Raw genomic sequence first — 25,112 nt, forward strand, 5'->3', positions numbered from 1 at the left:
AGTGCGGCCATGAAAACGGTTCTCTGCTACGGCGACAGTCTCACCTGGGGCTACAGTGCGGAAACGCTCGACCGGCATTCCTTCGAGGATCGCTGGCCGAGCGTGCTCGCCAAGGCGCTGGGGCCGGAGGTCACCGTCATTGCCGAGGGCCTCAATGGCCGCACCACCGCCTATGACGATCACCTGGCGGATTGCGACCGCAATGGCGCGCGCATCCTGCCGACGATCCTGCACAGCCACGACCCGATCGACCTCGTGATCATCCTGCTCGGCGCCAATGACATGAAGCCGGTGATCTGCGGCACGGCCTTTGGCGCGGTGCAGGGCATGGAGCGGCTGGTGGATCTGGTGCGCCACCATGCTTGGTCGTTCGGCGGGCAGGAGGGGCCGGAGATCCTGCTCGTCTCGCCGCCGCCGATCTGCGAGACGGCGAACACCGCTTTCGCGGCGATGTTTGCCGGCGGCGTCGAGCAATCGGCGATGCTGGCGACGCTGTATGCGGACCTTGCGGACGAGACCGGCTGCGGCTTCTTCGATGCCGGTTCGGTGGCGCAGACGACGCCGCTCGACGGCGTGCATCTCGATGCGGAAAACACGCGGGCGATTGGCCGCGGGCTGGAGCCCGTCGTGCGCATGATGCTCGGACTGTAAACAAGAGAACATAGACGCGGTGTTTGTGCCCGCGCGAAAAAACAAGGCAGGAAACGACATGGCTCAGACTTACGACGTCATCGTTATCGGTTCGGGTCCGGGCGGCTATATCGCCGCGATCCGCGCCGCCCAGTTGGGCCTGAAGACGGCCATCGTTGAGCGCGAGCACCTCGCCGGCATCTGCTCCAACTGGGGCTGCATTCCGACCAAGGCGCTGCTGCGCTCCGCCGAGATTTTTCATTACGCCCAGCATCCGGGCGACTACGGCATCAAGATCGAAGGCTCCGTGACGCCGGATCTGAAGGCGATCGTCGCCCGCTCGCGCGGCATCGCCCAGCGCATGAATGGCGGCGTCGGCTTCCTGATGAAGAAGAACAAGGTCGACATCATCTGGGGTGAAGCAAAGATCACCAAGCCGGGCGAGATCGTCGTGTCCAAGACGACCAAGGCGATCCAGCAGCCGCAGGCGCCTTTGCCGAAAAACGTGCTGCCCGAGGGCACCTACACCGCAAAGCATATCGTCATCGCGACGGGTGCCCGTCCGCGCGCGCTGCCGGGCATCGAGCCGGATGGCAAGCTGATCTGGACCTATTTCGAAGCGATGAAGCCGGAAGAGATGCCGAAGTCGCTGCTCGTCATGGGCTCGGGCGCCATCGGCATCGAGTTCGCCTCCTTCTACCGCACGCTCGGTGTCGACGTGACGGTCGTCGAGGTGATGAAGACGGTGATGCCGGTCGAGGATGCGGAAATCTCCGCGCTCGCCAAGAAGCAGTTCGAAAAGCAGGGCATGAAGATCCATCTGGAGGCCAAGGTCACCAAGGTGGAGAAGGGTGCCAACTCGATCACCGCCCATGTCGAGATGAAGGACGGCAAGGTCGAGAAGATCACCGCCGACCGGATGATTTCCGCTGTCGGCGTGCAGGCCAATGTGGAAAATATCGGTCTTGAAGCGATCGGCGTGAAGACCGACCGCGGCTTCATCGCCATCGACGGCTACGGCACGACGAACGTGCCGGGCATCTACGCGATCGGCGACGTCGCCGGCCCGCCGATGCTCGCCCACAAGGCCGAGCATGAGGCTGTCATCTGCATCGAAAAGATCGCAGGTCTGCCGAACGTGCACCCGATGGACAAGTCGAAGATCCCGGGCTGCACCTATTGCCATCCGCAGGTCGCCTCCGTCGGTCTCACGGAAGCCAAGGCCAAGGAACAGGGCCGCGACATCCGCGTCGGCCGCTTCCCCTTCGTCGCCAACGGCAAGGCCATTGCGCTCGGCGAAGACCAGGGTCTCGTCAAGACGATCTTCGACAAGAAGACCGGCGAACTGCTCGGCGCGCATTTGGTCGGCGCGGAAGTCACCGAACTGATCCAGGGTTTCGTCATAGCCATGAACCTCGAAACCACCGAGGAAGAGCTGATGCACACGATCTTCCCGCATCCGACGATTTCCGAAACGCTGAAGGAAAGCGTGCTGGATGCCTATGGGCGTGCGCTGAACGCTTGAACGTGCTAAAGCCCGCCTCCACATGAGGCGGGCTCACTCTTTCAGGGTCCGCAGGGCAGGCGCTTGAGCCCGCCAGGAAAGTGGAAACGACATGGTCACGATTCTCGACCGCACCAATCCTTCGCCCGATGCCAAGCGGGTGCGCCATCCGGAAAAGGCCAACCGGCCGGACACGGAAGTGCTGCGCAAGCCGGAATGGATCCGCGTGCGCGCACCGGTCTCCAAGGGCTACCAGGAGACGCGCGATCTCGTGCGCTCCCACAAGCTGGTGACGGTGTGCGAGGAGGCGGGCTGCCCGAATATCGGCGAGTGCTGGGACAAGAAGCACGCCACCTTCATGATCATGGGCGAGATCTGTACCCGCGCCTGCGCCTTCTGCAACGTGGCGACAGGCAAGCCGAACGCCCTCGACATGGCGGAGCCGGAAAACGTCGCCAAGGCCGTCAAGCAGATGGGCCTTTCGCACGTCGTTATCACATCGGTGGACCGTGACGACCTCGCCGATGGCGGCGCCGAGCATTTCGAAAAGGTGATCTGGGCGATCCGTGCCGCTTCGCCGCTGACGACGATCGAAATCCTGACGCCCGACTTCCTGAAGAAGCCCGGTGCGCTGGAGCGCGTCGTCGCCGCCAAGCCGGACGTTTTCAACCACAATATGGAGACTGTGCCGGGCAACTACCTGACGGTTCGTCCGGGTGCGCGCTACTTCCATTCCGTTCGCCTGTTGCAGCGCGTGAAGGAACTGGACCCGACGATGTTCACCAAGTCGGGCATCATGGTGGGCCTCGGCGAAGAGCGCAACGAAGTGCTTCAGCTGATGGACGACCTGCGCACCGCCGATGTCGACTTCCTGACCATCGGTCAGTATCTCCAGCCGACCCGCAAGCACCACGCGGTCATGAGCTTTGTGACGCCGGAGGAGTTCAAGTCCTACGAGACGGTCGCCTATAGCAAGGGCTTCCTGATGGTCTCGTCGAGCCCGCTGACGCGCTCCTCGCACCATGCCGGCGATGATTTCGCCCGCCTTCGCGCCGCCCGCGAGCGCAAGGTTCTGGCCGCCGCGGAATAGACTTTTCCGCGAACCTCCTTTAAGCCCCGCCGTCGCAAGACGGCGGGGCTTTTCGTTTCGGGGGATGGCGATGACGGTTTACGTTTCGATCGAGGACGCAGCAGAGCGGCTGAAGTCTGCCCACCGTGTTCTGGTCATCGGCTGTTCGGGCGGCGGGAAAAGCACGCTGTCAAACCGCCTGTGCGAGCGTCTTGGCCTACCCTATGTTTCGATGGACCGTGATTTCTATTGGTTGCCGGGCTGGGTAAAGCGCGACAAGGCCGAAGAGAGGGTGCTGATCACGGAAACGGTCGCGCGAGCGCGCTGGCTCATGGATGGGACCGGACAATCGACGTTCGATTTGAGACTGCCGCGCACGAATATGGTGATCTGGGTCCGTCTTCCTCGCTGGAGGTGTCTGCTTGGCGTGACGAGGCGAGGTTTCCGGTATTCCGGAAAAACCCGACCGGAGATGGCCGAAGGTTGTCTCGAACAAATACCCGACAGAGAATTCCTGTCTTATATCTGGAATTTCGAGAAGCGCACGGTGCCACAAATTCTCCTGCAGTTGCAAAGGCGTGGGCCGGACGTTCCGGTTTTGCAGCTGAAAAGCCACGCGGAAATGCGCTGTCTTCTTGATCTTCTGGGCGCTCCCGCTTAATTGGCCCTCCATGCCTCAGTTCGAAACGCGCCGCCCGGTTCCCCATACGCCCGACCAGATGTTCGACCTCATCGCCGATGTCGAGCGCTATCCGGAATTCCTGCCGCTCTGCGAGGGGCTCGCCGTGCGCTCGCGCAGGGAGCGCGACGGCAAGGAACTGCTCGTCGCCGACATGACGGTTGGTTACAAGGCGATCCGCGAGACCTTTACCACGCAGGTGCTGCTCAACCGGGCGGAGCGCGCGATCGACGTGAAATATCTCGACGGGCCGTTCCGCTATCTCGACAACCGCTGGCGCTTCGAGCCGCTGCCGGATGGCGGCTGCAACGTGCATTTCTTCATCGACTACGAGTTCAAGAGCCGTATTCTGGGTGCCTTGATGGGCTCGATGTTCGACCGCGCCTTCCGCATGTTCACCGACGCTTTCGAAAAGCGGGCGGCGGCGATCTATACCGCCGGCTGAATTTTTCGATCGGCTCGCCCGTTACCGGGTCATGATCACCCGGTTCGCTCCCTTCGTCCTGATCGCCTTCATCTGCACGCCTGCGGCCGCGCAGGAAGCGCCGGGAGACTACATTCTTCTTCTCGACGACCAGAACCGGCCGCTCGCCGGCAGTTATCGTATCGGGCCGGATGTGAAGATGACAATCCAGGGCAGAGAGGACGGCTTGCCTCGAAATCCGGTTTATCTGGATCGCGCCTTCTTCCCCACCCGTGAAGCGGAAATGCTGGCCTTCTACAACGCGCGCCATGCCTATTCCTCCGATCCGGCGGCGATCGACGTCGGCGGCGAAATGCGCATCGTGGACACGGAGACGCTGCAGCCTCCGCTCTTCAAGGACCAGAACCCGGAGCGCGAGAAGGCGCTGAAAGTGAAGGTCTCGGCGCGTCTAGCCTTCGAGGTGAGCGGCTACAAGCTTGTCGGCAAGGCCTACACCGTCGAGGGGGCTGAACTCGGCGACGAGGACCGGCGCCTCGGTGATTTCTTCCATGTCGAGACGTTCGATATCGTGCTGTCCGCACAGGCGGCCCGCAAGATTGCTGCCCTCGAGACCGGCAAGGCGTTGAGTTCCAGCGATTTCGAGGCGCTCTTCGTGGAGCGGACAAGCCCCATTCCGGATTTCACGAAATGCGTGAGCGAAAAGCGCAAGACACCGGAGTACAAGGCGCTCGCCGAAAAGCAGAGGGCGCTCGTCGATGCGTTCCTCGCGAAGAATTTTCCAGCGGGCCAGGCTTTCTGGGGAGATACGGCGCTCTATGAGGCGAATTTCGCCATGAACATCTATTCGCTCTGCCCGAATTAACCCTGCGATATCTCGATCAGAATTTCCAGCGCGGTGCGCACCGTCGCAAGCCTGACGGCGCTGCGGCCGATATCGCCGTAGCGCATTTCCCGATGCAGCGTCTCGTAGCCAGTGCGCGCGGCGGCGAGGTGAACCAGGCCGACCGGTTTTTCCTCCGTGCCGCCGCCGGGGCCGGCGATGCCGGTCACGGCAATCGAGATATTGGCGCCGGAGTTTCCGATTGCGCCTTGGGCCATTTCGAGGGCGGTCTCTCGTGAGACGGCACCGTGCGCCTTCAGCGTTGCATTGGCGACGCCGATCATCTCGCGCTTCGCCTCGTTGGAATAGGTGACGAAGCCGCGGTCGAAGACATTCGAGGAGCCGGGAATCTCCGTGATCACGCTGGCAATGAGGCCTGCCGTGCAGGATTCGGCGGTGGCGATCAACAGCTTGCGCTCGGTGAGATCGGCGACGATGCCGCGGGCGGTGTCTTCGATGTCCTTCGGCCAGATGCTCATGCGTCGGTTCCCCTGTAGACGACGGTGGCGGTGGCGATGGCTGCAATGCCCTCGCGCCGGCCGACGAAGCCGATCTTCTCGTTGGTCGTGGCCTTGACCGAACAGCGATCGAGCGAAATGCCGAGCATGTCGGAAAGGTTTTTGCGCATCGTCTCGCGGTGCGGGCCGATTTTTGGGGCTTCGGCGATCAGCGAGACGTCGGCATTCATGATCGTGCCGCCGTTCTTGCGCACGATGGCCGCGGCGTGTTCGAGGAAGATGCGCGAGGCTGCGCCCTTCCACTGCATGTCGGACGGCGGAAAATGGTCGCCGATATCGCCTGCGCCGCAGGTGGCGAGCAGGGCGTCGGTCAGCGCATGCAGGGCCACGTCGGCGTCGGAATGGCCGGAGAGCTTCTGGTCGTGCGGGATGAAGATGCCGCAGAGCGTCACGCCGTCGCCTTCGACGAGCTGGTGCACGTCGTATCCGTTTCCGGTGCGCACATCCGGCAGGCCGTGGGAAAGGCGCTGGTCGGCCATGGCGATATCCTTCTGCAATGTAAGCTTGACGTTGCCGGCGCTGCCTTCGACGAGATGCACGCGCACGCCCGCCCATTCGGCAATGGCGGCATCGTCGGTGAAATCGCTGTGGCCGGAGACGCTTGCGCGGCGGTGGGCTTCGAGGATTGTGGCGAAGTGGAAGGACTGCGGCGTCTGGGCGGCGAAGAGGCCGGAGCGGGAGACCGTTTCGGCGACATTGCCATTGGCGTCCGCGCGTTTCAGCGTGTCGGCGACGGCGACGGCGGGCAGCACGGCGCGCGCGCCGTTGTGGAAGGCGGTTAGCGTACGCTCCAGGATGGCGGGTTCGACGAAGGGGCGCACGGCGTCCTGGATGAGGACGTGGGTGATGTCCTCGTCGGCGAGCGCTTCGAGGCCGGCGAGCACGGATTGCTGGCGCGTCGCGCCGCCATGCACGACGGTGAGGCGGTCGCCGGCGGGGAGGGCAGCGGCACGGGCCGCCTCGAACAGCGTCTCGTCATCCTTGTGTATCACGACCACGATACGCCGGGCCGGCTGCCAATTGACAAAGAGATCGAGCGTATGGGAGATGACCGGCCTTCCGCCGATGCGGCGGTACTGCTTGGGGCCTTCGGCGTGGCTGCCCGCCCGCTCGCCGCGCCCGGCGGCAACGATCACCACGCCGCAGGATAGCGTCTTTTCCGCCAGCATTTCGGTTCTACATCTCCCATTTCAAAGCGTTTTGGTTGGTTTAGCCGGAAGGAAGGCGCAATTCCAGCGTCCCGCGGAAAATTGCAGTCCGATGTGATTGCGGCTTGGCAAGAACGACAACAATGGCTAAAAATAGTGCAGAGAGATGACCTGCTTGAAAGATGAGCATTTGACGATCCCCACCCTGTCAGCGCCCCTTGCGATCGGCGGCCGGACCCTCCGGAACCGGGTCGTGCTGGCGCCGATGTCCGGCGTGACGGACCTGCCGTTCCGCGATCTCGCCTGGCGATTTGGTGCGGGGCTGGTGGTGACGGAGATGGTAGCGAGCCGCGAACTGGCGCTGAACGCGCGCGAAAGCTGGTCGCGCATCCGCAATTGCGGCATCCGGCCGCATATGGTGCAGCTTGCCGGCCGCGAGGCGCATTGGATGGCCGAGGCAGCAAAGATTGCCGAGGGCGAGGGCGCCGACATCATCGATATCAACATGGGCTGCCCCGCCAAGAAGGTGATCGGCGGCTATTCCGGTTCCGCGCTGATGCGCGATCCCGACCATGCATTGGGCCTGATCGAGGCGACCGTGAACGCGGTGAAGGTGCCGGTGACGGTGAAGATGCGGCTTGGCTGGGATCACGATTCGATCAATGCGCCGCACATCGCCCAGCGCGCCGAGGCGGCGGGGGCCGCGATGATCACGGTGCACGGGCGCACGCGCATGCAGTTCTACGAAGGCCGGGCCGACTGGGACGCGATCCGCGCGGTTCGTGATGTTCTGACGATTCCACTCATTGCGAACGGTGACGTGGAAACGGCGGCGGACGCCGAGGAGATCCTGCGGCGTTCCGGGGCCGATGCCGTGATGATTGGCCGTTCGGCGCAGGGCCGGCCGTGGCATCCCGCGGTGCTGGCCGGCGCTGCGGCGCATCCTTCGACGGAAGAGATTGCAGCGGTCGCGGTGGAGCACTACCGCATGATGCTCGATTTCTACGGCGTCGAGGCAGGGCTGCGCCATGCGCGAAAACACGTCGGCTGGTATCTGGAGCGTTTTGCGCCGGGCCTGCCGGGCGCGGCAAAGGCGGAGATCATGACGGCGCGCGACAGCGATTTCGTCGCCGATCGCCTGGCGGCCGCGCTGCTCGGCGCTGAAACCGTGAAACTCGGGGAGGCTGCATGACGGGAAAGACCGCAGAGCCGCATGCCGCAGCACCCGAACTGGCGCTCGCCGTGCTTAACGCCATCCAGAACCCGGTGATCCTCGTCGATGCGAGCGGCCTGATCGCCTTTGCCAATTGGGAGGCCGAATCGTTTTTCGGAGCGAGCGCCAGCCATCTCGCCCGCCACAACGTCTCCACCGTCATTCCCTTCGGCAGCCCGCTGCTGACGCTGATCGACCAGGTGCGCGAGCGCAAGGCGCCGGTCAGCGAGTACCGTGTCGACCTTTCCTCGCCGCGGCTGGGGGCGGAAAAGCTCGTCGATATCTATGTGGCGCCGGTGACGACCGAGCCGGGTTCGGTGGTGATCGTCATCCAGGAACGCTCCATGGCGGACAAGATCGACAGGCAATTGACCCATCGCGGTGCGGCGCGCTCGGTGACGGGGCTCGCCTCCATGCTGGCGCACGAGATCAAGAACCCGCTGTCCGGCATTCGCGGTGCCGCACAGCTTCTGGAAACCTCCGTCATCGACGAGGACCGCGCGCTGACGCGGCTGATCTGCGAGGAGACCGACCGCATCGTCTCGCTGGTCGACCGCATGGAGGTGTTTTCCGACGAGCGTCCGGTCGACCGCGTGCCGCTCAACATCCATGCCGTGCTCGACCATGTGAAGGTCGTCGCCCGGGCGGGTTTTGCACGCAACATCAAGATCACAGAGCTCTACGATCCGTCGCTGCCGCCGGTCTTCGCCAACCGCGACCAGCTCGTGCAGGTCTTCCTGAACCTCATCAAGAACGCCTCGGAAGCGATCGGCGACCGGCCGGACGGCGAGATCCAGCTCACCACCGCCTATCGGCCGGGCATCCGGCTCTCGGTGGCCGGCACGCGGGAGAAGATTTCGCTGCCGCTGGAATTCTGCGTGCACGACAACGGACCGGGCGTGCCATCGGACCTGCTGCCGCATCTCTTCGATCCCTTCATCACGACCAAGACCAACGGCTCCGGCCTCGGCCTTGCGCTCGTTGCAAAAATCATCGGCGGCCATGGCGGCATCGTGGAATGCGACAGCCAGGGTAGCCGCACCACCTTCCGCGTGCTGATGCCCGCGTCGCGCGGCGTCAGCGAAGAAGACGACTTTCCCAAGACCAAAGGACATATCTGATGACAGGCGCCACAGTCCTCGTTGCCGATGACGATGCCGCGATCCGCACGGTTCTCAATCAGGCACTGAGCCGCGCCGGATATGACGTGCGCATTACCTCCAACGCGGCGACCCTGTGGCGCTGGATTGCCGCCGGCGAGGGCGACATCGTCGTCACCGACGTCGTGATGCCGGACGAAAACGCCTTCGACCTCTTGCCGCGCATCAAGAAGGCGAGGCCGGACCTGCCGGTGCTGGTAATGAGCGCGCAAAACACCTTCATGACGGCGATCAAGGCCTCGGAGAAGGGCGCTTACGACTACCTGCCGAAGCCGTTCGACCTCACCGAACTGATCGCGATCATCGGCCGGGCGCTGTCCGAGCCGAAGCGCAAGCCCGCCCGCCTCGACGACGACACGCAGGACGGCATGCCGCTCGTCGGCCGCTCGGCGGCGATGCAGGAAATCTACCGCGTGCTCGCCCGCCTGATGCAGACGGACCTGACGCTGATGATCACCGGCGAATCGGGCACCGGCAAGGAACTCGTCGCCCGCGCGCTGCACGATTATGGCAAGCGCCGCAACGGCCCCTTCGTCGCGATCAACATGGCGGCGATCCCGCGCGACCTCATCGAATCGGAACTGTTCGGCCACGAGAAGGGCGCCTTCACCGGCGCGCAGACGCGCTCGACCGGCCGCTTCGAGCAGGCCGAGGGCGGCACGCTATTTCTCGACGAGATCGGCGACATGCCGATGGACGCGCAGACACGGCTGTTGCGCGTGCTCCAGCAGGGCGAATACACGACCGTCGGCGGCCGCACGCCCATCCGCACCGACGTGCGTATCGTGGCGGCGACCAACAAAGACCTGAAGCAATCTATCAACCAGGGCCTTTTTCGCGAGGACCTGTATTACCGCCTGAACGTCGTGCCGCTGCGCCTGCCGCCGTTGCGTGATCGCGCAGAGGACATTCCCGATCTCGTGCGCCATTTCGTGCAGCAGGCGGAGAAGGAAGGGCTCGACGCCAAGCGCTTCGACCAGGAGGCGCTGGAGCTGATGAAGGCGCATCCCTGGCCGGGCAACGTGCGCGAGCTGGAAAACGTTGTGCGCCGGCTGACCGCGCTCTATCCGCAGGATGTCATCTCCCGCGAGATCATCGAGACGGAGCTGCGCGCCGATATTCCCGACAGCCCGATCGAAAAGACCGTGGTGCGCGGCGGCTCGCTCTCGATCTCGCAGGCGGTCGAGGAAAACATGCGGCAGTATTTTTCGAGTTTTGGCGATGGGCTGCCGCCGGCCGGGCTCTATGACCGCGTGCTGGCCGAGGTGGAATACCCGCTGATTCTGGCCGCACTTACCGCCACGCGCGGCAACCAAATCAAGGCCGCCGACCTGCTTGGCCTCAACCGCAACACGCTGCGCAAGAAAATTCGCGAACTGGGTGTATCTGTGTACAGAAGTTCGCGCTCTGCTTGACTTAACGGCAAGCGGCGTTGCATTTTGGCCACAATCTGTTGCTTGAGGGTAACAGAGGGGTTTTGCGGCCGAATAGGTCCGCGTGCCTGATCGTCATGGATCCGGGTGCGACAAGCGGCCGGTTCCTCGCGCGGTCGGCGCTACTCCCAAAACACGAGAACAACGCCGGCACCTTTCCAGGGTGTACGGTGGGGAAGCGATGCGGCAGATGACGGACGGCGTGAGCCTGCTTTCGAGCGGAAATGAGAAGGGAACGGGTGCCGACCGGCGCGCCTCCTTCGCCTTGCCGGGCCTGGTGCTTGCGGGCGGCGCGCTCGTTGCCGCGACGATCTCCCTGTTCATCCTGCTCGGCCTGACGCCGATCAAGCCGGAAGCCAATGTCGTCATCGCCTCGGCGGCGATCAATGCGGTCTTCATCGTCGGCCTGATGTTCCTTATCGGCCGCGAGATTTTGCGGCTGCTGCGCGCCCGCAGCCGTGGCCGTGCGGCCGCGCGGCTGCATGTGCGCATCGTGGCGCTCTTCTCCATCGTCGCGATCACGCCCGCGGTGCTCGTGGCGATCTTCGCCTCCATCACGCTCGACGTCGGCCTCGACCGCTGGTTCTCCATCCGCACCCAGTCGATCGTCAGCTCGTCGCTCAATGTGGCGCAAGCCTATGTGCTGGAAAATGCGAGCTATCTGCAGGGCCAGACGGCCTCGATGGCCAACGACCTCGACCGCAACCGCCAGCTCTACAGCCTCGACCGCACCGGCTTCATCGAGTTGATGACGCGGCAGGCGCGGGGGCGCAACATGCTCGGCGCCTTCCTGCTGCGCGCCGATGGCTCGACCATTCTGCAGGCGAACATCCAGATCGAAAATCCGCTGCCGGCAGTGCCGGAAGATGCGCTGAAGGCGTCCGCGGCCGGCCAGCCGACGCTGATCCCGCCGGGCACGACCAACCTCGTCGGCGCCATCATCAAGCTCGACAACATTCCCGACGCCTTCCTCTATACGATCCGCACGGTCGATCCGGAAGTCATGCGCTCCATGCGGCTGATGGAGGAGAACACGGCGGAGTACCGCGCGCTGGAAGCCGGGCGCACGACCCTGCAGATCGCCTTCGGTGTGCTCTATCTCGGCTTCGCGCTGATCGTGCTGCTCGCCGCGATTTGGACGGCGATCGCGGTCGCCGACCGTATCGTGCGGCCGATCCGGCAACTCATCGGCGCTGCCGACAGCGTGGCATCCGGCAACCTCGATGTCAGCGTGCCGGTGCGCACGGCGGATGGCGACGTCGGTAACCTTTCGCGCACCTTCAATAAGATGATCGCGGAAATCCGCGCGCAGCAGGACCAGATTCTCGACGCGAAGGACGAGGTCGACCACCGCCGCCGCTTCATCGAAGCGGTGCTGTCGGGGGTCACGGCCGCCGTCATCGGTGTCGAGGACGACGGGCGCATGACGATCGCCAATCTCTCGGCGGAAATCCTGCTCGGGCGCAATGCCAACGACCTGATCGGCCAGCCGCTGACGGACGTGGCGCCGGAAATCGCGGCCGTGCTGGCAGAGGGCTCCACCCGCCACCGGAGCAATTACCGCAAGCAGATCAACATCATGCACGGCGGCAAGGAGCGGACGCTGAACGTGCAGGTGACGCGCGAAGAGGCGAAGGACGCCAAGGATTCCTACGTCGTGACCATCGACGACATTACCGATCTCGTCATCGCCCAGCGCTCGACCGCCTGGGCCGATGTGGCGCGGCGCATCGCGCACGAGATCAAGAACCCGCTGACGCCGATCCAGCTTTCCGCCGAGCGCATTCGCCGGCGTTATGGCAAGCAGATCGACCAGGAAGACCGCGCGGTCTTCGACCAGTGTACGGATACGATCGTGCGCCAGGTCGAAGATATCGGCCGCATGGTCGATGAATTCTCCGCTTTTGCGCGCATGCCCAAACCGACCAAGGAACGGTCAGACCTGCGCAACATCCTGAAGGATGCGGTTTTCCTGCGCGAGATGGGCAACAACCATGTCGTCTTCCGCAAGGATTTTGGCGACGAGCCGCTCGAAGGTCTGTTCGATGCGCGCATGCTCGGCCAGGCCTTCGGCAACCTCATCAAGAACGCCGTGGAGGCGATCGAGGCATTGCCTCCGGACGTGACGCGCGACGAGCGCAAGGTCCTCGTGCGGGCGACGCCCGACGACGCAGGACGGCGGTTCGTCGTTGATGTGATTGACAACGGCAAGGGTTTGCCGATGGAGAACCGGCACCGGATTCTCGAACCCTACATGACGATGCGCGAGAAGGGCACGGGGCTTGGCCTCGCCATCGTGAAGAAGATTATCGAAGACCATGGCGGGCAGCTGGAACTGCATGACGCGCCTGCGGAATTCGACAACGGCCATGGGGCGATGATCCGCGTGATCCTGCCCTACGAGGAAACGGCGGCCGTCGATGCAGACAATAAAAGCAAGGAAGTGAGCCATGGCGTCTGATATTCTTGTGGTGGACGACGAACAGGATATTCGCGAGATCGTCTCCGGCATTCTATCCGACGAGGGCCATGAGACGCGCACGGCCTTTGACAGCGACAGTGCGCTGGCCGCCATCAGTGACCGCGTGCCGCGCCTCATCTTCCTCGACATCTGGATGCAGGGCAGCAAGCTCGACGGGCTCGCGTTGCTCGACGAGATCAAGAGCCGCCATCCCGACCTGCCGGTGGTGATGATCTCCGGTCACGGCAATATCGAGACCGCGGTTTCGGCGATCCGCCGCGGCGCCTATGATTTCATCGAGAAGCCGTTCAAGGCCGACCGCTTGATTCTCATCGCCGAGCGGGCGCTGGAGAATTCGAAACTGCGCCGCGAGGTGACGGAGCTGAAGAAGCGCTCCGGCGATCCGGCCGAGCTGATCGGCACCTCCGTCGCCGTCTCGCAACTGCGCCAGACGATCGACAAGGTTTCACCGACCAACAGCCGCATCATGATCCTCGGCCCCTCCGGGTCTGGCAAGGAGCTGGTGGCGCGAATGATCCACCGCAAATCCACTCGGGCGGCCGGTCCGTTTGTGGTGCTCAACGCCGCGGCAATCACGCCGGAGCGCATGGAGGTTGCCCTCTTCGGCACCGAGGGCACGCCCGGCCAGTCGCGCAAGACGGGTGCGCTGGAGGAATCGCACGGCGGCATCCTCTATCTCGACGAGATCGGCGAAATGCCGCGCGAGACGCAGAACAAGATCCTTCGCGTGCTGGTCGACCAGCAGTTCGAGCGCGTCGGCGGCTCGAAGCGGGTGAAGGTGGATGTGCGCATCATCTCGTCCACCGCCTACAATCTCGAAAGCCTGATCGCCGAGGGCGGTTTCCGCGAGGATCTTTACCATCGCCTCGCCGTGGTGCCGGTGCGCGTGCCGCCGCTCGCCGAGCGGCGCGAGGACATTCCCTTCCTCGTCGACATGTTCATGCGCCAGATCAGCGAACAGGCTGGCATCCGCGCGCGAAAAATCGGCGACGACGCGCTGGCCGTTCTCCAGGCGCACGACTGGCCCGGAAATATCCGCCAGTTGCGCAACAATATCGAGCGGCTGATGATTCTCGCCCGCAGCGACGGTCCGGACACGGCGATCACCGCCGACATGCTGCCGACGGAAGTGGGCGACATGCTGCCGAAGATTTCGACGCAGGGCGACCAGCACATCATGACGCTGCCGCTGCGCGAGGCGCGCGAAATGTTCGAACGCGACTATCTCATCGCCCAGATCAACCGCTTCGGCGGGAACATTTCCCGCACGGCCGAATTCGTCGGCATGGAACGTTCTGCGCTCCATCGCAAACTGAAATCGCTTGGCGTATAAGGCCCTCAGGGTTTTGAGGGATTCTTGGGCATGAAGGTCATCATCTGCGGCGCCGGTCGCGTCGGTTACGGTATCGCAGAGCGTCTCTCGGAGGAGGGCAACGACGTCTCGGTGATCGACACGCAGCCGTCGCTGATCGCCGCTATCACCGAGACGCTGGATGTCAGCGGCATCGTCGGCCATGGCGCGCATCCGGAGGTGCTGGCGAAGGCCGGCGCCGACCAGGCGGACATGCTGATCGCCGTTACGCTGTTCGACGAGATCAACATGGTCGCCTGCCAGGTGGCCCATTCACTGTTCAATGTGCCGACCAAGATCGCGCGCATTCGGTCGCAAAGTTATCTCGCGCCGGAATATTCCGACCTGTTTTCGCGCGAACACATGCCGATCGACGTCACCATCTCGCCGGAAGTCGAGGTGGGCAAGATGGTGCTGCGGCGCATCTCCTTCCCGGGCGCGACGGATGTCGTGCGCTTTGCCGACGACCGCATCGTCATGGTCGCGATCGAGTGCATGGAGGACTGCCCGGTCGTCGAGACGCCGCTGAAGCAACTGAGTGAACTCTTTCCGGACCTGAACGCCACCGTTACCGGCATCTTTTCCAGTGGAAAGCTCTTCGTGCCGAATTCCTCGGACCAGCTGCATTCCGGCGATCTCGCCTATGTGGTCTGCGACAAGGGGCATGTGCGGCGCACACTGGCGCTGTTCGGCCATGAGGAGCAGGAAGCAGCCCGAATCGTCATCGCCGGCGGCGGCAATATCGGCTATTTCGTCGCCAAGGCGATCGAGGATTACCAGCCGAAGACCCGGCTGAAGATCATCGAGAACGACCGCGAGCGCGCGGTGGCGGTTGCCGACAAGCTGCGCAACACCGTCGTGCTGCATGGCTCGGCGCTCGACCAGAAGATGCTGCTCCAGGCCGATATCCAGGATGCTGACCTGATCGTCGCGCTGACCAACAACGACCAGATCAACATCCTGGGCAGCGTGATGGCCAAGCGACTTGGCTGCAAGCAGAACCTCGTTTTGATCAACGATCCGAGCTACCAGGATTTCACCAAGACGCTCGGCATCGATGCGCATATCAATCCACGCGCCGTGACGATCTCCGGCATCCTGCAACATGTCCGCAAGGGCCGGATCCGCTCGGTCTATGCGGTGCAAAAGGGGTCTGCGGAAGTGATCGAGGCGGAAGCGCTGGAGACTTCCCCGCTTGTCGGCAAGCCGCTACGCGAGCTTGAACTGCCGCCCGGTATTCGCATCGGCGCGATCTATCGCGACAAGACGGTGATCCGCCCGGATGGCGAGACGAAGATCAAGGCGAAGGATCGCGTCGTGCTGTTCGCCGCCGCCGCGGCCGTGCGCCATGTCGAGCAGCTCTTCCGCGTCAGCATTCAGTATTTCTAGGATCTCCGATGCCGCGTATCGCCTATGTCAACGGCCGATATGTCCGCCATGCCGATGCCGCGGTGCATATCGAGGACCGGGGTTTTGTCTTTGCGGACGCGGTCTACGAGGTCTGCCAGGTGCAGCGCGGCTTTATCGTCGATCTGACGCGCCATCTCGACCGGCTTGATCGCTCGCTTAGTGAAATCCGCATCCGCCCGCCCATGCCGCGCGCAGCACTTTCGGGAATCATGCGGCAGGTGCTGCGCCGCAACCATGTCGTTAACGGCATGGTCTATCTCCAGGTAACGCGCGGCGTCGCCAAGCGCGACCACGTCTTTCCGTCGCCGGATGTGCGGGCCTCGCTGGTCGTTACGGCCAAGAGCCTGAACCCGGCGGTGAATGCCGCGAAATATGCGGCGGGAATCAAGGCGATCACGGTCAAGGACAACCGCTGGGGCCGGGTCGACATCAAGACCGTCGGCCTGCTGCCGAACGTGCTGGCACGCCAGCAGGCGAAGGAGGCGGGGGCGCAGGAGGCGATTTTTGTGGACGGCGAGGGCAATGTGACCGAGGGTGGCGCGACGAATCTCTGGATCGTCGACAAGGCCGGAAACCTCGTCACAAGGCCCGCGGACCATGGCATTCTTAGCGGCATCACCCGCAGGACGCTGATGGATGTCGCGGAAAGGCTTGGCCTGCCGGTCACAGAGCGTCGATTCTCCGTTGCGGAGATGCTGGAGGCGCGGGAAATCTTCGTCACCGGCGCCACGACGATCTGCCTGCCGGTCGTTTCCGTCGATGGCGTGACCATCGCCAACGGCCATCCCGGCATGGCGGCGCAGAAAATCCGCGAAGCCTTTTTCGCCGTTGCGGAGAAGACTGCGATTTGATACCAAAATCGACGGTCCGGCAGTTTCTGCCGGGCAAGGGGACAATTTATTTTCAGGCAACCGGTCTCAAGGGCCGGCAATCAGAAAGAAGCGGCGCGATGGCGGAACGTTCTCAGAACCTGCAGGATCTTTTTCTTAATACCGTTCGCAAGCAAAAGATTTCTCTCACGATCTTTCTCATCAACGGGGTCAAGCTGACTGGGGTTGTCACGTCGTTCGACAATTTCTGTGTGCTGCTCCGTCGCGACGGTCATTCGCAGCTCGTGTACAAACACGCGATCTCCACCATCATGCCGGGCCAGCCGTTGCAGATGTTCGAGACCGAGGAAAGCGGCTCCTGACAGGACCCACGAAAATTAAAAAATCCGATTCAAACAAGGATTCCATCGTTCCGGAGGCTGAAAAGCACCGGGACGATATGCGCGCTGTCGTGATAGCCCCCGTGTTGAAGGGCGCACGCGGCCAGTCCGACCAGGGCGCCATGGCGCGCTCCGAAGAGGCACGGCTGGAAGAGGCCATCGGCCTTGCGCGGGCGATCGACCTCACCATCACCCATTCGGCGCTCGTGCCCGTCAGCCAGCCGAAGCCCGGCACGCTGCTCGGCAGCGGCAAGATCGCGGAGATCAAGGCGGCGCTCGATGAAAACGACGCCGGCCTCGTGATCGTCGACCATCCACTGACGCCGGTGCAGCAGCGCAATCTCGAAAAGGAATGGAACGCCAAGGTCATCGACCGCACGGGCCTCATTCTGGAAATCTTTGGCCGCCGCGCCTCCACCAAGGAAGGCACGTTGCAGGTCGAGCTTGCGCATCTCAACTATCAGAAGGGCCGGCTGGTGCGCAGCTGGACCCACCTTGAACGCCAGCGCGGTGGTGCGGGCTTCATGGGCGGTCCGGGTGAAACGCAGATCGAAGCTGACCGCCGGCTGCTGCAGGACAAGATCATCAAGCTGGAGCGCGAGCTGGAGCAGGTGCGCCGCACCCGCCAGCTTCACCGCTCCAAGCGCAAGAAGGTGCCGCATCCGATCGTGGCGCTCGTCGGCTATACCAATGCCGGCAAGTCGACGCTGTTCAACCGCATCACCGGGGCAGGCGTGCTGGCCGAAGATATGCTCTTCGCCACGCTCGACCCGACGCTGCGCCGCATGAAGCTGCCGCAGGGCCGCACGGTCATCCTGTCCGATACCGTGGGCTTCATCTCCAACCTGCCGACCCATCTCGTCGCCGCCTTCCGCGCGACGCTGGAAGAGGTGCTGGAAGCCGATCTCATCCTGCATGTGCGCGACATGTCCGACCCGGACAACGGCGCGCAATCGGCGGACGTTCTTCGCATTCTTACCGATCTCGGCATCGACGAGAAGGACGGCGCGGAGCGCATCCTTGAAGTCTGGAACAAGATCGACCGGCTGGAGCCGGAGGGGCGCGCCGCGCTCGTGCAGAAGGCGGAAACACAGCCGAACGTCATCGCCGTCTCTGCGATCTCGGGCGAGGGCGTCGATACGCTGCTCGCCGAGATCAACCAGCGGCTTTCCGGCGTGCTCGTCGATCGCGATATCGTCGTGCCGGTGATGCAGCTACAGCTGCTGCCGTGGATTTACGATCATTCGATCGTCGATCATCGCGAGGATATGGAAGACGGCAATGTGCGGCTGGAACTGCGGCTGACCGAAACCGAAGCCGCCGAACTCGACCGCCGCCTCGGCATTGGCCAGAGGACTGCACGCGAAGACTGGGAACGCTGACGTTACGTCATTCTGTTGACGATGCGTTATCCAGGCTGCGCTCGATCTGCTTGGCGGCCTGCCACAGTTCTTCCATGCGCTCCAGCGTCGCCGCTTCGAGGCTTTCGCCGTTGGCGGCGAGGCTGTCCTCGATATGGGAGAAGCGGTTGCGGAATTTCGTGTTCGTGCCGCGCAGCGCCATTTCCGGATCGGCGCCGACATGGCGGCCGATATTGACCAGAGCGAAGATCAGGTCGCCAAGCTCGTCGGCGACAGCCGCCTCGTCGTCATTGCGCAGCGCCTCGCGCAATTCGCCGATTTCTTCCTCGATCTTGTCGAGGATGGGGGCCGGTTCCGACCAGTCGAAGCCGACCTTGGCGGCGCGTTCCTGAAGCTTCAGGGCCTCGACCAGCGCCGGGAACGAGCGCTGCACCGAGCCGAGATGGCCGCGCAACGGATCCTCCGGCAGGCCGCGCTTGGCGCGCCGTTCCTTGCGCTCGCGCTTTTCCGCCTGCTTGATGTCGTCCCATTGCAGCTTCACCGCCTCGGGCGTGTCCGCATCCGAGCGGGTGAAGACATGCGGATGGCGGCGAATCATTTTGCGTGTGACGGCTTCGACGACGCTGCCGAAATCGAATTCGCCGCGCTCCTCCGCCATCCGGGCATGAAAAACCACCTGCAACAACAGGTCGCCCAGCTCCTCGCAGAGGTCGTCCATGTCGTTGCGCTCGATCGCATCGGCGACCTCATAGGCCTCCTCGATCGTATAAGGTTTGATCGTCTCGAAGGTCTGGACGACATCCCAGGGGCAGCCGGTCTCCGGCTGGCGCAGCGCCGCCATGATCTCGATCAGGCGTTCAATCTCGCGGCTCGGTTCCATCGCCATCACTCAGTTCAGTGGAATGCTGTTGCCGGCCTTGCCGGACTGGTAGCTTTCCGACAATCCGTCATAGGCGGCGCGGATTTCGGCGTCCTGTTTTTGAAGGTCCGCCTTTGCGGCGTCATCCGAGGTCGCAATGAGATCGGCGATCGCCGCTGAGCGCCAGAAGGCGTTGGTCTTGGCATAGCCGCCGGGATCAAGCCGGAAAACCTCCTTCAGGATGCGCAGGTCGTGCGGGATGGCAAAGGCGTCGCGCGAATCCTCGTGGCTGAAGAAATAATAGAAATTGTCGAAGCCGGCCCAGGTGATGGCCGAAAGGCACATGGAACAGGGCTCGTGCGTGGAGAGGAAGACGAGGTCTTTCGTATCCGGCTTTTCCGCCCGTTCGTAGAAGCGCTTCAGCGTGTGCACTTCGCCGTGCCAGAGCGGATTTTCCGTCTCGTTGTTGGTTTCGGCTAGCACCAGCGAGAGGTCAGATTTGTTCAGGATCGCCGCGCCAAACACCTTGTTGCCGGCGGCGACACCATCGCGCGTCAGCGGCAGGATGTCGAATTCGATGACGTCGAGAAGGCGCTTTGCGAGGGCAGCCTGATCCATGATGGGAATCCCGGTTGGTCTTATGGCGCATCCTTACCGGTCGGCGCGGCGGGCAGGCAAGGGCGGCCGGTGACTTATGCTCAAAATGCGGGAGGTGCGAGCAAAACAATACGCACCTCCATAAGGTTCAGGATTTATGTTTCTTTCGTTTATGGTCATTTTTCGCGATAGTGCGCACACTCCCAACGGACGTGACCATGACTGAACCGCAGCAGAAGCTTTCGACATTCCCGGCGTTCTTCCGCACGAGCGGCAGGACGGTCGTTGTCGTGGGCGAAGGCGACGAGGCTTTCGCCAAGGCCCGCCTGCTGTTCAACACGGATGCCCGGATCGTCGTTCTGGCGGAAGCGCCGGAAGCCGATTTCGCCCGCTTCATCGCCGACAAGGGCCTCGTGCTCGTCCGCGAACCCTTTTCCAGCGAGGCGATTGCCGGCGCGACGCTCGTCTTCGCCGCAACGGGCGATGCGGCCGCTGACCGCGCCATCTCGACGGCCGCCCGAACCCTCGGCATTCCGGTCAATGCCGTCGACCAGCCGGATTACTGCGATTTCTTCACGCCTGCGCTCGTCAACCGCGCGCCCGTCGCCGTCGCCATTGGCACGGAAGGCGCCGGCCCTGTGCTGGCGCAGATGATCCGCGCGCAGGTCGACCAGATCCTGTCGCCGTCGCTTGGCCGGCTGGCAAGCCTCGCCAGCGGCTACCGCGAGGCCGTCGATCGCCTGCTGCCGCGCGGCGTGACCCGCCGCGTCTTCTGGCGCCGCTTCTTCCAGGGCGCCGTCGCCGATGCCGTCAACAATGGCGATATCGATCTCGCCCGCCACGCTGCCAACACGCTGCTGAATTCGCAGGGCAAGGCCGCCGGCCATGTCTGGCTCGTCGGCGCCGGCCCGGGTGCGGAAGACCTGCTGACGCTGCGCGCCCAGCGCGTGATGATGGAAGCCGACGTCATCGTCTTCGATGCGCTGGTGCCGCAGGCGATCGTCGACATGGGCCGCCGCGATGCGGAGCGCCTGTCCGTGGGAAAACGCAAGGGCTGTCATTCCAAGTCGCAGGAAGAGATCAACGACCTGCTGGTCGAGCTCGGCAAGGCCGGCAAGCGCGTCGTGCGGCTGAAATCCGGCGATCCGCTGGTCTATGGCCGTGCCGGCGAGGAAATGGCGGCCCTGCGCCAGGCGGGCGTGACCTATGAGATCGTGCCGGGCATCACCTCTGCCTTCGCCGCCGCCGCCGATTTCGAACTGCCGCTGACCCTGCGCGGCGTCGCCTCGTCCCTGGTCTTCACGACGGGCCACGACCTGACGGGCGCCGTGCTGCCGGACTGGGCGCGGCTTGCGATTTCCGGCGCCACCGTCGCCGTCTATATGGGCCGTACCGTCGCGGCCTCCGTTGCCGCGCGCCTGATGGATGCCGGCCTGCCGGCGGAAACCACGGTCGCCGTGGTGGAAAATGCCAGCCGTCGCGACAAGCGGCTGCTGCACGGCACGCTCAAGGACCTGCCGGGGCTCGAACATCGCGACGAGCTTTCCGGTCCGGTCATGGTGATCATCGGCGACGCCGTCGCCGGCGCCAATTTCGAACATTCCGCACCGCTCGCCATCCGCGAGAGCGTGCGCAGCACAGCAGTATTGGGAGCATGACATGGCCGACAAGGTTCTGACAGCCAACCGCCTTTCCGACGGCATTTCCGTCTGGCTGGATGCCGCCGGCACCTGGAACGAGCAGCTCCAGGCCGCCTTCGTGGCGCGCCACAAGGAGGCAGTCGATGCGCTCGAAGCCACCGGCAAGCAGGCGCTGGCCGACAACAAAGTGGTTGACGTCAACGTCGTCGACGTCGAAGAAGTCGATGGTGTGCTGCGGCCGCTGCGCATGCGCGAACGCATCCGCGCCGAAGGCCCGACCATTGTCTATGCCGCCGGTTATTCCGGCTTGACCGCGACGGCCGCACCGGCGGCTTGAGGATCTCTGCATGTATCGCTACGACGAATTCGACCACGCCTTTGTTTCCGACCGCGTTGAGCAGTTCCGCGACCAGGTCGGCCGCCGCCTGTCCGGCGAGCTTGCCGAGGACGCGTTCAAGCCGCTTCGCCTGATGAACGGCGTCTATCTCCAGCTTCATGCCTATATGCTGCGCGTCGCGATTCCCTATGGCACGCTGAACGGCCGCCAGATGCGCATGCTGGCGCATATCGCGCGCAAATATGACCGCGGTTACGGCCATTTCACCACGCGCCAGAACATCCAGTACAACTGGCCGAAGCTGAACGAGTTGCCGGATGCGCTGGCCGATCTCGCGATGGTGGAGATGCATGCGCTCCAGACGTCGGGCAACTGCATTCGCAACGTCACGGCCGACCATTTTGCCGGTGCCGCCGCCGACGAGGTCGCCGACCCGCGGCCCTATGCGGAAATCCTGCGCCAGTGGTCCTCCGTGCATCCGGAATTCTCCTTCCTGCCGCGCAAGTTCAAGATCGCCGTCACCGGCGCCGAGCGTGACCGCGCGGCCATCCAGGTGCACGATATCGGCCTGCACCTGAAGAAGGACGACGACGGCCGCATCGGCTTTGCCGTCTATGTCGGTGGCGGGCAGGGGCGCACGCCGATGATCGCCAAGAAGATCCGCGACTTCCTGCCGGAAGAGGACCTCCTGTCCTACACGACCGCGATCATGCGCGTGTACAACCTGCACGGCCGGCGCGACAACAAGTACAAGGCGCGCATCAAGATCCTCGTGCACGAGACCGGTGCGGAAGAACTGGCGCGGCAGGTGGAGGTCGAGTTCGCCGAACTCAAAAACACCGAGCTGAAGCTACCGGAAAAGGACATCGCTGCCATTACCGCCTATTTCGCCCCGCCGGAACTGGCGCCGCGCGCGGAAGGCTGGGCGAGCCTTGCGCAGTGGAAGAAGGCGGATGCGGAATTCGCCCGCTGGGTGCAGCAGAACGTGCAGCCGCACAAGCACCCCGACTACGGCATGGTGACGATCTCCCTGAAGCCGATCGGCGGCATTCCGGGTGATGCGACGGACGTGCAGATGGAGGCGGTGGCCGACATCGCGGAGGAATACGCCTTCGACGAGATCCGCGTGAGCCACGAGCAGAACCTGATCCTGCCGCATGTGGCGCTGGCCGACCTGGAGCCGATCTACCGCGGCCTCGTTGCCGCCGGCCTTGCGACGGCGAACGCCGGTCTCATCACGGATATCATTGCCTGTCCGGGCCTGGACTATTGCGCGCTGGCTAATGCCCGCTCGATCCCCGTCGCGCAAGAACTGTCGCTGCGATTCGGCGCGCCCGAGCGGCAGGCCGAGATCGGCGAGTTGAAGATAAAAATCTCCGGCTGCATTAATGCCTGCGGCCATCACCATGTCGGCCATATCGGCCTGCTCGGCGTCGAGAAGAAGGGCGAGGAGCTTTACCAAATCACGCTCGGCGGCTCCGGCGACGAGAACACGTCGATCGGTGAAATCATCGGCCGCGGTTTCGAGCCGGAAAAGGTGACGGATGCCGTCGAGGTCATCGTCGACACCTATCTGCGCCTGCGCCTCGATCCGTCCGAAATCTTCCTCGATGCCTATCGCCGCGTCGGACCGCAGCCCTTCAAGGATGCGCTCTACGGTGATAAGACGGCCGCGGCAGCCTGAGGAGTTTGGCGATGACGAAAATCTGGAACGAAGCCGGCTTCGTGACCGACGATCCCTGGATCCTCGAAACCGAAGAGGTCAAGGCCGGCTCGAACGAGAAGGCGGTGCTCTGTCTCGACGACTTTCTGGCGAAGACGGACGAAACGGGCCTCGGCGTGCTAATCAACCCGGCGGATGACGTGCGCAAGCTGGAAGGCCATCTCGACCGGCTGGCGCTGGTCGCCGTCGCCTTTCCGGCCTTCAACGACGGCCGCGCCTTCAGCCATGCGTCGCTGCTGCGTTCGCGGCTTGGATTCACCGGCGAGGTGAGGGCGGTCGGCGACGTGCTGATCGACCAGATCCCGCTGATGCTGCGCTGTGGCATCGACAGCTTTGCCGTGACCAACGCGACCGCGCTGAAGCGGCTTGCGGAAAACCGGCTGCCGGGCATCGACAACCACTACCAGCCGACGGCGCGGGCATCGGAAGATGCCGGTTCCTACAGTTGGCGGCGCCGGGCCTGATTTCGCTCTCGACCGGCGAAACGCCGCAATCGTATTTTAGGCTCGCGCCGGAATAAAAACGACCGCCAAGCGTTGTTAGAAAAGAGATGCGCGGCCAATCGGCGCATTGGAACGGAATACCTTCCTTTGCCGCTCAACATGTAATATCTGCCTATCGTCAAGAATTTCCGACGCAGCCAGGATCGATCCCGAAATGAACGCACCTGCCAAGACCGAAGATTTCGTGCCCGCCATTCCCGCCGGCGTATTCGCCGAGACGGTGACGAGCGTGCAGCATTATACGGATCGCCTGTTCCGCTTCCGCATGACGCGCCCCGAGAGCTTTCGTTTCCGCTCCGGCGAGTTCGCCATGATCGGCCTGATGGTCGGCGAAAAGCCGGTCTACCGCGCCTATTCGATCGCAAGCCCGTCGTGGGACGAGGAGCTGGAATTCTTCTCGATCAAGGTGCCGGACGGCCCGCTGACCTCGCATCTCCAGCAGATCCAGCCGGGCGACACCGTGCTGATGCGCAAGAAGCCGACCGGCACGCTGGTGCTCGATGCGCTGACACCCGGCAAGCGGCTCTACATGTTCTCGACAGGCACCGGCATTGCGCCCTTCGCAAGCCTGATGCGCGATCCGGAAACCTATGAAAAATTCGACGAAGTCATCCTGACGCATACCTGCCGCGAAGTCTCCGAGCTGAAATACGGCTTCGACCTCGTCGAGGAAATCCGCAACCACGAATTCCTGGCGGAAGTCGTCGGCAACAAGCTGCGCCACTATGCGACGGTGACCCGCGAGGACTACCCGTTCCAGGGCCGCATCACAGACCTTATCAGCAACGGAAAAATGTTCGCCGATCTCGGCGTGCCGCATTTCGATCCTGCGGTGGACCGTGGCATGATCTGCGGCTCGTCGGCGATGCTGAAGGAAACCAAGGGGCTGCTGGAACAGGCAGGTCTCATTGAGGGCTCCAACAACAAGCCCGGCGAATTCGTCATCGAGCGGGCCTTCGTCGATTGAGCGAAGGCCATATG

The 25,112-nt window shown here is 63.5% G+C and carries 24 protein-coding genes; 20 read left to right on the plus strand and 4 right to left on the minus strand.

The genetic code is table 11. The features are described from left to right. Positions 1–9 precede the first annotated feature (9 nt). The 6 genes from AC1Q6Z_RS24225 (at position 10) to AC1Q6Z_RS24250 (ending at position 5,168) form a co-directional block, all read left to right on the plus strand. Positions 10–651 carry an SGNH/GDSL hydrolase family protein gene (locus AC1Q6Z_RS24225; protein ID WP_256115853.1) on the plus strand — a complete coding sequence of 214 codons (642 nt, stop codon included), beginning with the start codon at positions 10–12 and terminating at the stop codon, positions 649–651. A gap of 58 nt (positions 652–709) precedes the next feature. Next, entirely contained in the window at positions 710–2,155 is a 1,446-nt protein-coding gene (lpdA, locus tag AC1Q6Z_RS24230) for a dihydrolipoyl dehydrogenase (protein WP_492649572.1), read from the plus strand. 91 nt (positions 2,156–2,246) lie between these two features. Next, positions 2,247–3,224, plus strand: a complete 978-nt coding sequence (lipA, locus tag AC1Q6Z_RS24235) for a lipoyl synthase (RefSeq protein ID WP_256115855.1) — start codon at positions 2,247–2,249, stop codon at positions 3,222–3,224. Positions 3,225–3,294: 70 nt separating this feature from the next. Then, entirely contained in the window at positions 3,295–3,864 is a 570-nt protein-coding gene (locus AC1Q6Z_RS24240; RefSeq protein WP_492649573.1) for a P-loop NTPase family protein, read from the plus strand. A gap of 10 nt (positions 3,865–3,874) precedes the next feature. Further along, positions 3,875–4,327 carry a type II toxin-antitoxin system RatA family toxin gene (locus AC1Q6Z_RS24245; protein ID WP_492649574.1) on the plus strand — a complete coding sequence of 151 codons (453 nt, stop codon included), beginning with the start codon at positions 3,875–3,877 and terminating at the stop codon, positions 4,325–4,327. Positions 4,328–4,358: 31 nt separating this feature from the next. Then, positions 4,359–5,168 (plus strand): hypothetical protein, encoded by an 810-nt coding sequence (locus AC1Q6Z_RS24250; RefSeq protein ID WP_492649575.1) that lies wholly within the window; start codon positions 4,359–4,361, stop codon positions 5,166–5,168. Here the strand turns inward: AC1Q6Z_RS24250 and AC1Q6Z_RS24255 are convergent. Then, the gene (locus AC1Q6Z_RS24255; RefSeq protein WP_492649633.1) at positions 5,165–5,659 is read right to left on the minus strand and encodes a CinA family protein; all 495 of its coding nucleotides are present in this window, start codon (positions 5,657–5,659) and stop codon (positions 5,165–5,167) included. The genes AC1Q6Z_RS24250 and AC1Q6Z_RS24255 overlap by 4 nt on opposite strands. Positions 5,660–5,661: 2 nt before the next feature. After that, on the minus strand, positions 5,662–6,873 hold the full coding sequence (locus AC1Q6Z_RS24260) for a bifunctional 2-C-methyl-D-erythritol 4-phosphate cytidylyltransferase/2-C-methyl-D-erythritol 2,4-cyclodiphosphate synthase (protein ID WP_492649576.1): 1,212 nt from the start codon (positions 6,871–6,873) through the stop codon (positions 5,662–5,664). A 145-nt stretch (positions 6,874–7,018) separates the two neighbouring features. On the opposite strand from AC1Q6Z_RS24260, the gene dusB reads away from it, so the two are divergent. The 9 genes from dusB to hflX all read left to right on the plus strand — a co-directional run bounded on the left by dusB (position 7,019) and on the right by hflX (position 18,493). Next, positions 7,019–8,044 carry a tRNA dihydrouridine synthase DusB gene (gene dusB / locus AC1Q6Z_RS24265; protein WP_492649577.1) on the plus strand — a complete coding sequence of 342 codons (1,026 nt, stop codon included), beginning with the start codon at positions 7,019–7,021 and terminating at the stop codon, positions 8,042–8,044. Continuing rightward, positions 8,041–9,186, plus strand: a complete 1,146-nt coding sequence (locus AC1Q6Z_RS24270; protein WP_492649578.1) for a two-component system sensor histidine kinase NtrB — start codon at positions 8,041–8,043, stop codon at positions 9,184–9,186. Before dusB ends, AC1Q6Z_RS24270 begins: the two co-directional genes overlap by 4 nt. Next, on the plus strand, positions 9,186–10,640 hold the full coding sequence (gene ntrC / locus AC1Q6Z_RS24275; protein WP_256115862.1) for a nitrogen regulation protein NR(I): 1,455 nt from the start codon (positions 9,186–9,188) through the stop codon (positions 10,638–10,640). The genes AC1Q6Z_RS24270 and ntrC overlap by 1 nt, the downstream gene beginning before the upstream one ends. Positions 10,641–10,848: 208 nt before the next feature. Beyond that, positions 10,849–13,119: a sensor histidine kinase NtrY-like gene (locus AC1Q6Z_RS24280; protein ID WP_492649634.1), complete on the plus strand. Its 2,271-nt coding sequence runs from the start codon at positions 10,849–10,851 to the stop codon at positions 13,117–13,119. Beyond that, the gene (gene ntrX, locus AC1Q6Z_RS24285) at positions 13,109–14,473 is read left to right on the plus strand and encodes a nitrogen assimilation response regulator NtrX (protein ID WP_492649579.1); all 1,365 of its coding nucleotides are present in this window, start codon (positions 13,109–13,111) and stop codon (positions 14,471–14,473) included. The genes AC1Q6Z_RS24280 and ntrX overlap by 11 nt, the downstream gene beginning before the upstream one ends. A 30-nt stretch (positions 14,474–14,503) precedes the next feature. Beyond that, on the plus strand, positions 14,504–15,880 hold the full coding sequence (gene trkA / locus AC1Q6Z_RS24290) for a Trk system potassium transporter TrkA (RefSeq protein WP_492649580.1): 1,377 nt from the start codon (positions 14,504–14,506) through the stop codon (positions 15,878–15,880). A gap of 8 nt (positions 15,881–15,888) precedes the next feature. Then, on the plus strand, positions 15,889–16,752 hold the full coding sequence (locus AC1Q6Z_RS24295) for a D-amino-acid transaminase (RefSeq protein WP_492649581.1): 864 nt from the start codon (positions 15,889–15,891) through the stop codon (positions 16,750–16,752). 98 nt (positions 16,753–16,850) lie between these two features. Further along, positions 16,851–17,093, plus strand: coding sequence for an RNA chaperone Hfq (gene hfq, locus AC1Q6Z_RS24300; protein WP_023514954.1), 243 nt, complete (start codon positions 16,851–16,853; stop codon positions 17,091–17,093). A 77-nt stretch (positions 17,094–17,170) separates the two neighbouring features. Continuing rightward, complete coding sequence (hflX, locus tag AC1Q6Z_RS24305; protein WP_435268445.1) at positions 17,171–18,493, plus strand: GTPase HflX; 1,323 nt, start codon at positions 17,171–17,173, stop codon at positions 18,491–18,493. Between the two features lie 7 nt (positions 18,494–18,500). Here hflX and mazG read toward each other — a convergent pair whose 3' ends face one another. Both mazG and AC1Q6Z_RS24315 read right to left on the minus strand, forming a co-directional pair. Next, on the minus strand, positions 18,501–19,352 hold the full coding sequence (gene mazG, locus AC1Q6Z_RS24310) for a nucleoside triphosphate pyrophosphohydrolase (RefSeq protein WP_492649635.1): 852 nt from the start codon (positions 19,350–19,352) through the stop codon (positions 18,501–18,503). Between the two features lie 9 nt (positions 19,353–19,361). Beyond that, positions 19,362–19,949 carry a deaminase gene (locus AC1Q6Z_RS24315; protein WP_492649582.1) on the minus strand — a complete coding sequence of 196 codons (588 nt, stop codon included), beginning with the start codon at positions 19,947–19,949 and terminating at the stop codon, positions 19,362–19,364. 197 nt (positions 19,950–20,146) lie between these two features. On the opposite strand from AC1Q6Z_RS24315, the gene cysG reads away from it, so the two are divergent. From cysG to AC1Q6Z_RS24340, 5 genes are all read left to right on the plus strand, one after another. Further along, a complete protein-coding gene (gene cysG / locus AC1Q6Z_RS24320; RefSeq protein WP_492649583.1) occupies positions 20,147–21,586 on the plus strand; it encodes a siroheme synthase CysG in 1,440 nt (479 codons plus the stop codon). A 1-nt stretch (position 21,587) separates the two neighbouring features. Continuing rightward, a complete protein-coding gene (locus AC1Q6Z_RS24325) occupies positions 21,588–21,905 on the plus strand; it encodes a DUF2849 domain-containing protein (protein WP_256115871.1) in 318 nt (105 codons plus the stop codon). Positions 21,906–21,915: 10 nt separating this feature from the next. After that, positions 21,916–23,589, plus strand: a complete 1,674-nt coding sequence (locus tag AC1Q6Z_RS24330) for a nitrite/sulfite reductase (protein ID WP_492649584.1) — start codon at positions 21,916–21,918, stop codon at positions 23,587–23,589. 11 nt (positions 23,590–23,600) lie between these two features. Continuing rightward, positions 23,601–24,092 carry a DUF934 domain-containing protein gene (locus AC1Q6Z_RS24335; RefSeq protein ID WP_492649585.1) on the plus strand — a complete coding sequence of 164 codons (492 nt, stop codon included), beginning with the start codon at positions 23,601–23,603 and terminating at the stop codon, positions 24,090–24,092. A 193-nt stretch (positions 24,093–24,285) separates the two neighbouring features. Then, the gene (locus AC1Q6Z_RS24340; RefSeq protein WP_256115876.1) at positions 24,286–25,098 is read left to right on the plus strand and encodes a ferredoxin--NADP reductase; all 813 of its coding nucleotides are present in this window, start codon (positions 24,286–24,288) and stop codon (positions 25,096–25,098) included. The last annotated feature ends 14 nt before the right edge of the window (positions 25,099–25,112 follow it).

The organism is Shinella sp. GW835-FHT14H05 (genome assembly GCF_058793575.1).

What these genes read in the sequence shown, in the direction of transcription:
- AC1Q6Z_RS24335 (WP_492649585.1), top strand. Translation starts at nt 23,601, where the DNA reads ATGACGAAAATCTGGAACGAAGCCGGCTTCGTGACCGACGATCCCTGG.
- hfq (WP_023514954.1), top strand. Translation starts at nt 16,851, where the DNA reads ATGGCGGAACGTTCTCAGAACCTGCAGGATCTTTTTCTTAATACCGTT.
- AC1Q6Z_RS24240 (WP_492649573.1), top strand. Translation starts at nt 3,295, where the DNA reads ATGACGGTTTACGTTTCGATCGAGGACGCAGCAGAGCGGCTGAAGTCT.
- AC1Q6Z_RS24340 (WP_256115876.1), top strand. Translation starts at nt 24,286, where the DNA reads ATGAACGCACCTGCCAAGACCGAAGATTTCGTGCCCGCCATTCCCGCC.
- cysG (WP_492649583.1), top strand. Translation starts at nt 20,147, where the DNA reads ATGACTGAACCGCAGCAGAAGCTTTCGACATTCCCGGCGTTCTTCCGC.
- ntrC (WP_256115862.1), top strand. Translation starts at nt 9,186, where the DNA reads ATGACAGGCGCCACAGTCCTCGTTGCCGATGACGATGCCGCGATCCGC.
- AC1Q6Z_RS24295 (WP_492649581.1), top strand. Translation starts at nt 15,889, where the DNA reads ATGCCGCGTATCGCCTATGTCAACGGCCGATATGTCCGCCATGCCGAT.
- dusB (WP_492649577.1), top strand. Translation starts at nt 7,019, where the DNA reads ATGACCTGCTTGAAAGATGAGCATTTGACGATCCCCACCCTGTCAGCG.
- AC1Q6Z_RS24280 (WP_492649634.1), top strand. Translation starts at nt 10,849, where the DNA reads ATGACGGACGGCGTGAGCCTGCTTTCGAGCGGAAATGAGAAGGGAACG.
- AC1Q6Z_RS24330 (WP_492649584.1), top strand. Translation starts at nt 21,916, where the DNA reads ATGTATCGCTACGACGAATTCGACCACGCCTTTGTTTCCGACCGCGTT.
- AC1Q6Z_RS24315 (WP_492649582.1), bottom strand. Translation starts at nt 19,949, where the DNA reads ATGGATCAGGCTGCCCTCGCAAAGCGCCTTCTCGACGTCATCGAATTC.
- lipA (WP_256115855.1), top strand. Translation starts at nt 2,247, where the DNA reads ATGGTCACGATTCTCGACCGCACCAATCCTTCGCCCGATGCCAAGCGG.
- AC1Q6Z_RS24250 (WP_492649575.1), top strand. Translation starts at nt 4,359, where the DNA reads ATGATCACCCGGTTCGCTCCCTTCGTCCTGATCGCCTTCATCTGCACG.
- mazG (WP_492649635.1), bottom strand. Translation starts at nt 19,352, where the DNA reads ATGGAACCGAGCCGCGAGATTGAACGCCTGATCGAGATCATGGCGGCG.
- AC1Q6Z_RS24325 (WP_256115871.1), top strand. Translation starts at nt 21,588, where the DNA reads ATGGCCGACAAGGTTCTGACAGCCAACCGCCTTTCCGACGGCATTTCC.
- AC1Q6Z_RS24260 (WP_492649576.1), bottom strand. Translation starts at nt 6,873, where the DNA reads ATGCTGGCGGAAAAGACGCTATCCTGCGGCGTGGTGATCGTTGCCGCC.
- ntrX (WP_492649579.1), top strand. Translation starts at nt 13,109, where the DNA reads ATGGCGTCTGATATTCTTGTGGTGGACGACGAACAGGATATTCGCGAG.
- trkA (WP_492649580.1), top strand. Translation starts at nt 14,504, where the DNA reads ATGAAGGTCATCATCTGCGGCGCCGGTCGCGTCGGTTACGGTATCGCA.
- AC1Q6Z_RS24245 (WP_492649574.1), top strand. Translation starts at nt 3,875, where the DNA reads ATGCCTCAGTTCGAAACGCGCCGCCCGGTTCCCCATACGCCCGACCAG.
- lpdA (WP_492649572.1), top strand. Translation starts at nt 710, where the DNA reads ATGGCTCAGACTTACGACGTCATCGTTATCGGTTCGGGTCCGGGCGGC.
- hflX (WP_435268445.1), top strand. Translation starts at nt 17,171, where the DNA reads ATGCGCGCTGTCGTGATAGCCCCCGTGTTGAAGGGCGCACGCGGCCAG.
- AC1Q6Z_RS24225 (WP_256115853.1), top strand. Translation starts at nt 10, where the DNA reads ATGAAAACGGTTCTCTGCTACGGCGACAGTCTCACCTGGGGCTACAGT.
- AC1Q6Z_RS24270 (WP_492649578.1), top strand. Translation starts at nt 8,041, where the DNA reads ATGACGGGAAAGACCGCAGAGCCGCATGCCGCAGCACCCGAACTGGCG.